We start from the raw sequence: 9,034 nt of genomic DNA on the forward strand, positions 1-9,034 counted from the left end.
CTCCAGGCGTGCCGGCCACAGACGATCGGGTTGATCTAGGGTGTCAGCGAGTGTGATGCGAAGGCTGAAGTCCGTATACTTTCGTGTCGAGTCCTTCCATGCGGGCCTTGATCTGCAGCGCCAGATACTTCGAGAACTGACGGCCCTGCGAGAAATTTCCGCCGTGAATCCACAGATTCTCGACGTTGGTGGGCTTCCACATGTTGCGGAGTTCGCCTTCCCAGGGGCCGGGATCCTTCGTCGTGTCGGAACCGTATCCCCAGCACTTTCCGACCTGGTCGGCCACCTCCGGGCTGATGAGATCGGCAAGCCACGCGTTCATCGATCCATAGCCCGTTGCGTACACGATCACATCGGCTTCGACCTCCGTCCCGTCGTCCAGGATGATCGCACTCTCGGTGATCTTGGAGACCTGACCCTGCCGGAGCTTCACGTGACCGTCGATGATCAGTTGAGAGGCACCGACGTCGATGTAATAGCCGGAACCACGCCGGAGGTACTTCATGTGCAGCCCGGAGTCGTCGTCACCGAAGTCGAGCGCGAAACCGGCCTCCCGCAGCTGTGCGTAGAACTCCGCGTCGTGGTCCGCGATCTTCTCGTAGATGGGCTTCTGGACGTCCGGGGCCACCCGCAGCGGGATCGAGGAAGCAAGCATGTCAGCCTTCTCCACGCTGATCCCGTTCTTTTCCGCATCCTCGGTGTAGAGGGGTGCGAACGCGTACTCGACCAGACTCCCGCTCCGGGCGATCATTGTCGACGATCGCTGGAGCATTGTGACGTCGGCGCCGTGTTCCCACAGGTCTGCGGCGATATCGTGCGCCGAGTTGTTCGAGCCGATGACGACCGCACGCTTGCCCGACCAGTCTCCGCCTCCGGAGTGCTGGGACGAGTGATGCTGAGCGCCGGCGAAGTCTTCGGCGCCGTCGAATACCGGAGTGTGCGGGTAGCCGGACACACCGAGAGCGATCACCAGTTGCCGGGGCCGGAGGGTGAGGCGCTCGCCATCTCGGACGACGTCGACCGACCAGGAATCGGACTCCGCGTCGTACCGCGCCTTCACGCATTCGGTGTTCGCCCAGTAGTTGATCTCCATGATGGTGGTGTACGCCTCGAGCCAATCACCGACCTTGTCCTTACTGGGGAACACGGGCCAGCTGTCCGGGTAGCTCATGTACGGCATGTGGTTGAACCACACGGGATCGTTGAGATGGAGTGACTTGTAGCGGGACCGCCAGTTGTCGCCCGGCCGCGCCTTCTTGTCGACGACGATCGTCGGCACTCCCAGTCGCCCGAGTCTGGCCGCGAGATTGATCCCGTTCTGCCCGCCTCCCACGATCAGAGTGTAGGGCTGCTCGTCTCGGCCGAGGCGCTCCTCCCGGTCGACCTTCTGCTCGAGCCACGAGCGCCGTCCTTTCACGACCTCGTGACGGACACCCAGGTCACGATGCGCGCCGGTGTGCTCCTCATGACCCCGGATTTCCTCCATCGTCGTGAGAAGTGTCCATGCCTTGCCGTCGCGGAGCCGCAGATGGGCCTTGCCTCGCGCCTGAGCGGTGTCGAACCCGACCCAGGCGTCGACCTCGTGCTCGTCACCCTCGGCGGCTTCCAGCAACGTCCACCCCGACGGCTGCACCCGATCGAGCGTGCTGTCCAGCATCGCCTCGATCTCCGCGCTTCCCTCGAACGTCTTGATGTTCCATGTGAACGCGACGAAATCGCGCCAGAACCCATGCTCCTGGAACAGCTTCGCTGCACCGTTGACGTCGCGGGACCGGAGCCGCTCGTCGAATGTGTGGAGCCAAGACTCGGCGATCTCGGAAGGTGTGTGGGACATTGAACTCCTTCTAACTTCTACTTGCTCGATCAGAGAGATCTCGGGTGACGCGCCGTCCGACGGACCGGTCGTGTCGTCGGGAATGTCGTTGTCTGGGGTCGGCTCAGACGAGGCCCGCGTCGAGCGAAAGGGCCGACAGTACGTCGCGGAGACCGTCGACGAGCTCGTCGAATTCAGGGCTGTCTGCGATCAGCGGCGGCGCGATGCACAGCACCGGGTCGCCGCCGTCGAGGGAGAGGCGAAGGAGGATGCCACGATCGACCAGACGGTCGGACAGGAGTTCGTCCCCGTAGAGCCTGGCCAGGTCCGCATCCGAGAAGCGCTGCCCTCGTGCGTCGGTGGACGTCAGTTCGATCGCGTAGAAAAATCCGGAGCCGCGAACGTCCTCCACGATGGGGAGCGCTCGGAGAGACTCGAGTTTGCTCCGGAGTTCGTCCTCCTTCGCGGCTACGTGACGCGGGATGTCGAGTTCTTGCATGATTTCGATGTTGCGCAGTGCAACGGCTGCCATCACGGGGTGCCCGCCGAAGGTGTTGCCGTGGGTGAATTTCCGTCCAGCCACGTAGAACGTCGAATACACCTCGTCCGTCGTGATCACCGCACCGATCACCGCATGCGCCGAGGACAGCCCCTTCGCGGTCGTGATGATGTCCGGTTTCATCTCGTATCGTTCCGAGGCGAACCAGGCGCCGCACCGTCCGAAGGCGGTGATCGTCTCGTCGGCGACCAGCAGGATTCCGTACCGGTCGCACAGCGCGCGCACCCCGGCGGAGTAGCCGACCGGTGGTACCAGCATGCCGCCGTGGTTCTGTACCGGCTCCATGATGATCATGGCGACCGTGGCGGGGTCTTCGGCGAGGATTCGCTGTTCGAGGTCGTCGAGGAGGAACTGGGTGAATTCTTCCTCGGTTTCCTTCCCGGGTCGGCCGAGGCGCTTGGTGTTGCGAACATGGGAGGCTCCGGGCAGAAGCGGCTCGAACATGCTCCGGATCTCGGGAATTCCGTTGATCGACAGGGCGCCCATGGTGGTTCCGTGATAGGCCATGCTCCGGCCGATCGCCTTCCAGCGGTTCTCGCCGCGCAGATGATGGTACTCGCGTGCGATCTTCCAGGCGGCCTCGACCGACTCGCCGCCACTGGGGGTGAAGAAGACGTGATCGAGGCCCTCGGGGGCGAGGCCCGCGAGGGTGTGTGCCAGTTCGATGGCCTTCGGATGGGTTGAGCCCCAGTTGGAGTGGTAGCCCAGTTCGCGGTACTGAGCCAGCGCGGCCTGCCCGAGATCTTCGCCGTAGCTGTAGCCGATGTTGACGCAGAACAGGTTGGACAGTGCGTCGAGGAATCGATTTCCTTCGGAGTCGATGAGGTAGCACCCCTCACCCTTCACCATCACGCGAAGTGGCTGCTTCTCGGTGGTGGTCATGTCGGAGAAATGCCGCCACAGATGGGCGCCGGCCGAATCGCGGAGGGCCGGTGTGTCGAGGAGCTGAATCTCGGTTTCGGTCGTGGTCACGTGACACTCCCTGTCGTGGTTTTCGTGGTCGCACCATCGTCGGCATCTCGTCGAGATAGCTCCAGAAAGGTTGCGAGTTGTTCGAAGAATGTCTGGATTGACGTGAATCTTTCGGCGAAGCTACGTTGAGTGGAACTGGAAACGAAGAATCTTCTGCACACCCTGGTCGCCGAAACGGATGCGCAGAGTGCTGAAGGGATCCGATAGATGGCCCAATACGAAGGCGAGCAACAGATCAAGCTCGACGACATCGATGAGATTCTGATCTGGGAGCTGGCGGCCGACGGTCGCAAGTCGAACAACGAGCTCGCACGGAAGGCAGGAATCGCGCCGTCGACCTGTCATGTGCGGATCAAGAGGCTCGAGAACCTGGGGGTCATCCAGTCCGTTCATGCCGCCCTGAACTATGAGTCCATCGGCTTCCCCGTGCAGGCCATCGTCGCGGTGCGACTGCAGGCGAACGCCCGCGACCAGGTGAAGAGCTACGCGAACCGCATTATCAAGATCCCGCAGGTGCTGAATGTGTTCTTCGTCGGTGGAGCGGATGACTTCCTGGTGCACGTGGCGTGCACGTCGAGCGCTCAACTACGCGACCTCGTGGCCCTGAAGCTGAGTGCGAGTCCGGTAGCGTCGACGAACACCAGCATCCTGTTCGACCATCTCATCGGGGTCCAATTCATGCAGCATGTCAGTGGATTGGACGAGATGCGGAGGCCGATCCGCATCGATCCGCACGCGAAACGCGACGGCGGATCCTAGCGCGGCCCGTCCCGGACCTGATCAGGGTCGGCGGACTGTGTCGGCCGCCAATTCGGCGTACCTGTCCGGTCGTTGACGCTTCATGACTTCTGCACCCGCCAGTCCGACCGCGAAAGCGACCGCGATCAGTCCACCGACGACGGCGGCCGTCGTCTTGTCGCCGACGAGTAGTGAGAAGTTCGCGATGACCAACGCGAGAATGATGGTCAGGCTGATCAGGGACATCGCGGGAGCAAGGAGTGAGTGCCACACCGTGGGGGCGGACGCCTTCGTGCGGAAGTAGAAGATCACCGCGAGATTCGTCAGGACCATCAAGCCGATCAGACCGAGCGTGGCTGCACCCGAAAGCCACGTGTAGATCGAGGTGATGGGGTCCCATCCGAGCGCGGTGACGAGTGCCATTGCGGCGAGCGAGATTGCCGATGCAATCAGCGAGGATGTCGACGGTGCAAGGTGCTTTTCGCTGACATCTGCCAGTCTCTTCGGCAGCATGCCCTTTCCTGCGAGTGTGAACTGATACCTGGTGATGACGTTGTGGAACGATAGAATACAGGCGAAGGTGCTGGTTACCAACAGCACTTGCATGACGTCCTTCAGAATCGGCGCGCCGTAGGAGGCTGCAAGGTCGAGAACCAGATTCTCCGGATCGGCTTTCGCCTTCTCCACGACGCTGTCGGAGCCTGCTCCCTCCATCACCGCCCACGAGGAAATCGCATAGAAAATTCCGATCGACAGAACCGCGATATACGTTGCGCGGGGAACGGTGCGGTCGGGGTCCTTCGCTTCGTTTCGGAACACTGCAGTCGCTTCGAATCCGAAGAAGCAGAAGAAGGCGAACATCAGTCCGAGCGTCGGTGTTCCGGAGGTGAAGGTGGAAAAGGAGAGCGGTTCGACACCGAGGCCCGACTCACCGCCCTTGACGACGATGGCAATGTCGAGGACCACCACGACAGCTATCTCTACGACGAGGAGAACGCCGAGCACTTTCGAGCTGAGCTCGATGTCTCGATATCCGAGGACACCGATAATCAACAGCCAGGCAAATGAATAGATCCACCACTGGATATCCACGTGGAAATGAGCTGAGACGACATTCGATGTCGCCACTCCGAGGTAGCCGTTGACGCCGATCAGCAGCACCCCGTAGGAGACGAGCGCGAGCGCCGCGGCACCCGAGCCCACGTGACGCCCGAGTCCGGCCTGGATATACGAGTAGAAGGCCCCGGCGTTGGGTACGAATTTGCTCATCGCAGTGAATCCGACCGAGAAGAAGACGAGAACCACGGTCGCGATCAGGAAGAACAGAGGGGCCCCGGCGCTCCCGCTGATCCCGGTGATGATGGGCGTGTTCGCGACCATCACGCCCAGGGGGGCCGCCGCTGCAACCACCATGAAGACGATCGATCCGACGCCCAGCCCGCGGTGGAGAAGTGCATGGGAGCCTTCATCGGGTGCAGGAGGTGCTGCGACGGCAGGTGGGGAGAATTCTGGGGAATTGGTCATTGGATGCTTCCTATGGAGATTCTCGTGGTGGACGGTCGGGGAGGACCGTGTCGGGGGAGAGGTTGGCCGGCCTGCCACCGTGCTGCTGCGGATAGGATTCCACCGCGGGGTGTGACGTGGCGCACATGAAGAAGAATTGTGCGAGTTTGATCCGATTTCCCACAGATTCTTCGTTCACTGCCGCCGTCAGCAAGGCGGAAACCGCAGAATCTTCGGTCCGTGCCGTGTGGAACGGATCGGTCCGGTCGTGCAACCTCGGTGCCGGCGAGTCGGGACACCGGCACCGAACGACAGCCCTACACCTTCGAGATGTTCACGACCTGGATGTCGGTGTACGCCCGGAGACCGTCGACTCCGAATTCGACGCCGAGCCCGGAATCCTTGCGACCGCCGAACGGAACGTCGGGAGTAACGGTGAAATGCTGATTCACCCAGGCCGTGCCGCTGTCGAGGCGGCCGGCGACCTGTGCGGCGCGTTCGACATCGCTACCCCACACCGAATTGCCGAGGCCGTAGTGGGTGCTGTTGACGCGTGATACCGCGTCGTCGATGTCGGTGTATTGGAGAATCGCGCGAATCGGGGCGAAGGTTTCTTCGGATACCAGTTCGCTGTCGTCGTCGAGATCGGCCACCAGTGTCGGTTCGATGAAATAGCCGGTGCGGTCGGAGACCTTTCCCCCTGCCAGGATTTCTCCCTCTTTGTTCGCGATGTCGAGCCATTTCTTCGCGGCCTCGTACTGTTGTGCGTTCTGAACCGGACCCATCTGCGTTTCGGGATCCAGGCCGTCACCGACAATGGTTCCGCGTACGCGCTCGGCGAGTTTCTCGCAGAGTTCGTCGTAGAGCGAGGCTGGAGCGAAAATTCGCTTGATCGCGATGCAGATCTGACCGGCATTCGAGTACGCCCAGGTGTAGATTCCATCGACCACCTTGTCGACGTCCGCATCGTCGAGCACGATCGCCCCGTCATTGCCACCCAGCTCGAGCGTGATGCGCTTCAACGTGTCGGCACCGCTGCGCATGACCGCCTTGCCGACAGCGGTGGATCCCGTGAAGGAAACTTTCGCGACAGCGGGGTGCGACGTGAGAAGAGGACCTATGGTTCCGTCGTCGCCGATGATGTTGACGACGCCGGCCGGAAACACCTCTCTCGCGATCTCCGCGAGCAACATGGTGTTCAGAGGCGTCGTCGGTGCCGGCTTCGCGACGACGGTGTTGCCCACGATCACCGCTGGGGCGATCTTGTACACCGCCTGGAGGAATGGGAAATTCCAGGGCAGAATCGCCGCGACAACGCCCAACGGGCGCCGGTGAATTTCTATCCGAGCCTCGTCGTCGTCTCGAACGACCTCAGGTTCCAGCCGTGTCTGGGCAAAGTATCGAGCGAAGGCGACCGCGGCATCGACATCACCCTCCGCGAGTGCGAGCGGCTTTCCCTGTTCGAGAGTGACGATGCGGGCAATCTCGTCACGCCGGCCCTCGATCGCGTCGGCGAGGCGGTCGAGGCACTCGGCGCGCTCCTCGACTGCCAACCCACTCCAACGGGGAAAGGCATGTGCTGCTGCCCCGACCGCTTCGTCGACGAGGTCCGAATTCGCGACGGGACTGGTGGCGATGACTCGCGTTGTCGCGGGATTGACCACTTCGATGGTGGATGCACCCGCGACCAACTCGCCGTTGACGAGCATGCGAAAGGGATACGTTTCCGGGCTACGAACCGAACCGGAAACATCGGTGGTGAGTTGTGATGTCATCGTGGGTGTCCTCCATAGTGAGTCGACTACATCGAGGTGGTGACGGTGTCGCCGTGTGTGTTCTGCGGTACTGACGCACCGATCATGGAGAACACGTCGAAGCAATGGCATCGCCTTCGACGATTATTCGACGCCAGGCGACCATTGCTGTTCATTTTTCACAGCGGTGCGATGTGCGGCTGGAGACTGCCGAAGCATCTTCGTCGTGAACGTCTTTGTCTTCCAACGAATGGCAGCATCGCTGACGCTGGAACCCCGACCTCGAACAACGAACTCGCTGGAGCATCCCTTGGGAATCATCCTTACCGTGGCCCCGACCGGTCCCATCGCCACGACCGCGGACAATCCACACTTGCCGACCCAACCGCACGAGATCGCCGATGCCGTCGCCGCGGCGTACACGGCGGGCGCCTCGGTCGCCCATCTGCATTTCCGGGACGGCGACGGCCGTCCCACCGCAGACCTCGGAATAGCCCGCGAAACAATAGGACTCATTTCCGACCGATGCCCGATCCTGATCCAGCTTTCGACCGGAGTCGGTCTGTCCGTGCCGTTCGACGAGCGAGCCGCGCTCGTCGAACTCCGACCACGTATGGCCACCCTCAATCCGTGCAACATGAGCTTCGGCGACGGCGAGTTCCGGAACCCTCCGCAGGAAGTCCGGCGGCTCGCGGCCAGGATGCGCGACCTGGGCATCAAACCCGAACTCGAGATCTACGACACCGGACATCTCGATGCATGTCTCCGCCTGCGAGACGAGGGACTACTCGACGACGAACGGATGCAGTTCTCCATCGTGCTCGGTGTCCGCGGCGGAATGGCCGCGACAGCGGACAACCTGCTCACCATGGTTCGACGCCTCCCCGCCGACTGCGTGTGGCAGGTTATCGCCGTCGGAAGAATGAACCTGCACCTGACAGTCATCGCGCTGGCTTTGGGCGGCAACGCACGCGCCGGTCTGGAAGACACGCTCCATCTCCGCCGCGGGGAACTCTCGGCGGGCAATCAACCGCTGATCGAGAGGACCACCGAGCTCGTCGGCAACCTCGACCTCACCCTGGCCAACGTCGAGGAGGCTGAGCGACTGCTCAACCTACCGGCACGTCGCGACGACCAGCGCGCCGGACGAGTCGAACTACCCGTGTAGTCGATCACGCCGGATGGGTGGCCCGGGGTTTGCGCGACAAGTGGCGGCGATGACGGTCATTACCGCGGCACGCTGCCGCATTCCTGGAGTTTGACGACCCACGGGTTCATTCTGAGGAGGGTCGGAAAGGAGAGCCAGAATGATGACAATCATCACCAGAGTGGTGCTTCGCGAGGAGGGCGCCGAGCGATGGGACCGCGCAATGCATGAGCGGGTTGGTGCGGCGCGTGACAAGCCAGGCTGGATATCGGCGCAGCTTCTGAAAGGCGTCGATGAACCACTCGAGCGCGCCATCGTCGGCGTCTGGGAAACGAGGGAAGACTGGTCGGCCTGGCATCATGACGAGGCCTTCCGATCGACTCGTGAAGAGCTCGTGGGACTTGAAGCGGGCCAAATGGATTCCACGTGGTTCGAGGTGGTCCAGAACACTGCGACTGAAGAAGTCTGATCGGGATGTCGGTAGTTGCCGGCTGGGAAAGAGCACGTGTGGTCCGGGCGTGCTGATCGAGCCCGCCCGGACCCCCGGG

Annotated in this window: 7 protein-coding genes; 3 read left to right on the plus strand and 4 right to left on the minus strand. The window is 62.2% G+C overall.

Features of this window, described 5'->3' with window-relative positions; all coding sequences use genetic code 11:
- Window positions 1-43: 43 nt before the first annotated feature.
- Entirely contained in the window at window positions 44-1,834 is a 1,791-nt protein-coding gene (locus tag ACFTZB_RS39110) for a flavin-containing monooxygenase (protein ID WP_378440313.1), read from the minus strand.
- A gap of 103 nt (window positions 1,835-1,937) precedes the next feature.
- Window positions 1,938-3,344: an aminotransferase class III-fold pyridoxal phosphate-dependent enzyme gene (locus ACFTZB_RS39115; protein ID WP_378440315.1), complete on the minus strand. Its 1,407-nt coding sequence runs from the start codon at window positions 3,342-3,344 to the stop codon at window positions 1,938-1,940.
- A gap of 207 nt (window positions 3,345-3,551) precedes the next feature.
- Between ACFTZB_RS39115 and ACFTZB_RS39120 the strand changes: the two genes are divergently transcribed.
- On the plus strand, window positions 3,552-4,103 hold the full coding sequence (locus ACFTZB_RS39120; RefSeq protein WP_276142511.1) for an Lrp/AsnC family transcriptional regulator: 552 nt from the start codon (window positions 3,552-3,554) through the stop codon (window positions 4,101-4,103).
- A gap of 21 nt (window positions 4,104-4,124) precedes the next feature.
- Here the strand turns inward: ACFTZB_RS39120 and ACFTZB_RS39125 are convergent, their stop codons facing one another.
- Entirely contained in the window at window positions 4,125-5,606 is a 1,482-nt protein-coding gene (locus ACFTZB_RS39125) for an APC family permease (RefSeq protein WP_378440317.1), read from the minus strand.
- 296 nt (window positions 5,607-5,902) lie between these two features.
- Window positions 5,903-7,360, minus strand: coding sequence for an aldehyde dehydrogenase family protein (locus ACFTZB_RS39130; protein ID WP_378440319.1), 1,458 nt, complete (start codon window positions 7,358-7,360; stop codon window positions 5,903-5,905).
- A gap of 289 nt (window positions 7,361-7,649) precedes the next feature.
- Between ACFTZB_RS39130 and ACFTZB_RS39135 the strand changes: the two genes are divergently transcribed.
- Window positions 7,650-8,507: a 3-keto-5-aminohexanoate cleavage protein gene (locus tag ACFTZB_RS39135; RefSeq protein WP_378440321.1), complete on the plus strand. Its 858-nt coding sequence runs from the start codon at window positions 7,650-7,652 to the stop codon at window positions 8,505-8,507.
- A 139-nt stretch (window positions 8,508-8,646) separates the two neighbouring features.
- Window positions 8,647-8,955, plus strand: coding sequence for an antibiotic biosynthesis monooxygenase family protein (locus tag ACFTZB_RS39140; RefSeq protein WP_378440323.1), 309 nt, complete (start codon window positions 8,647-8,649; stop codon window positions 8,953-8,955).
- Window positions 8,956-9,034: the final 79 nt, after the last annotated feature.

The organism is Rhodococcus sp. NPDC057014, assembly GCF_042673295.1.
Lineage (GTDB): Bacteria > Actinomycetota > Actinomycetes > Mycobacteriales > Mycobacteriaceae > Rhodococcus_F.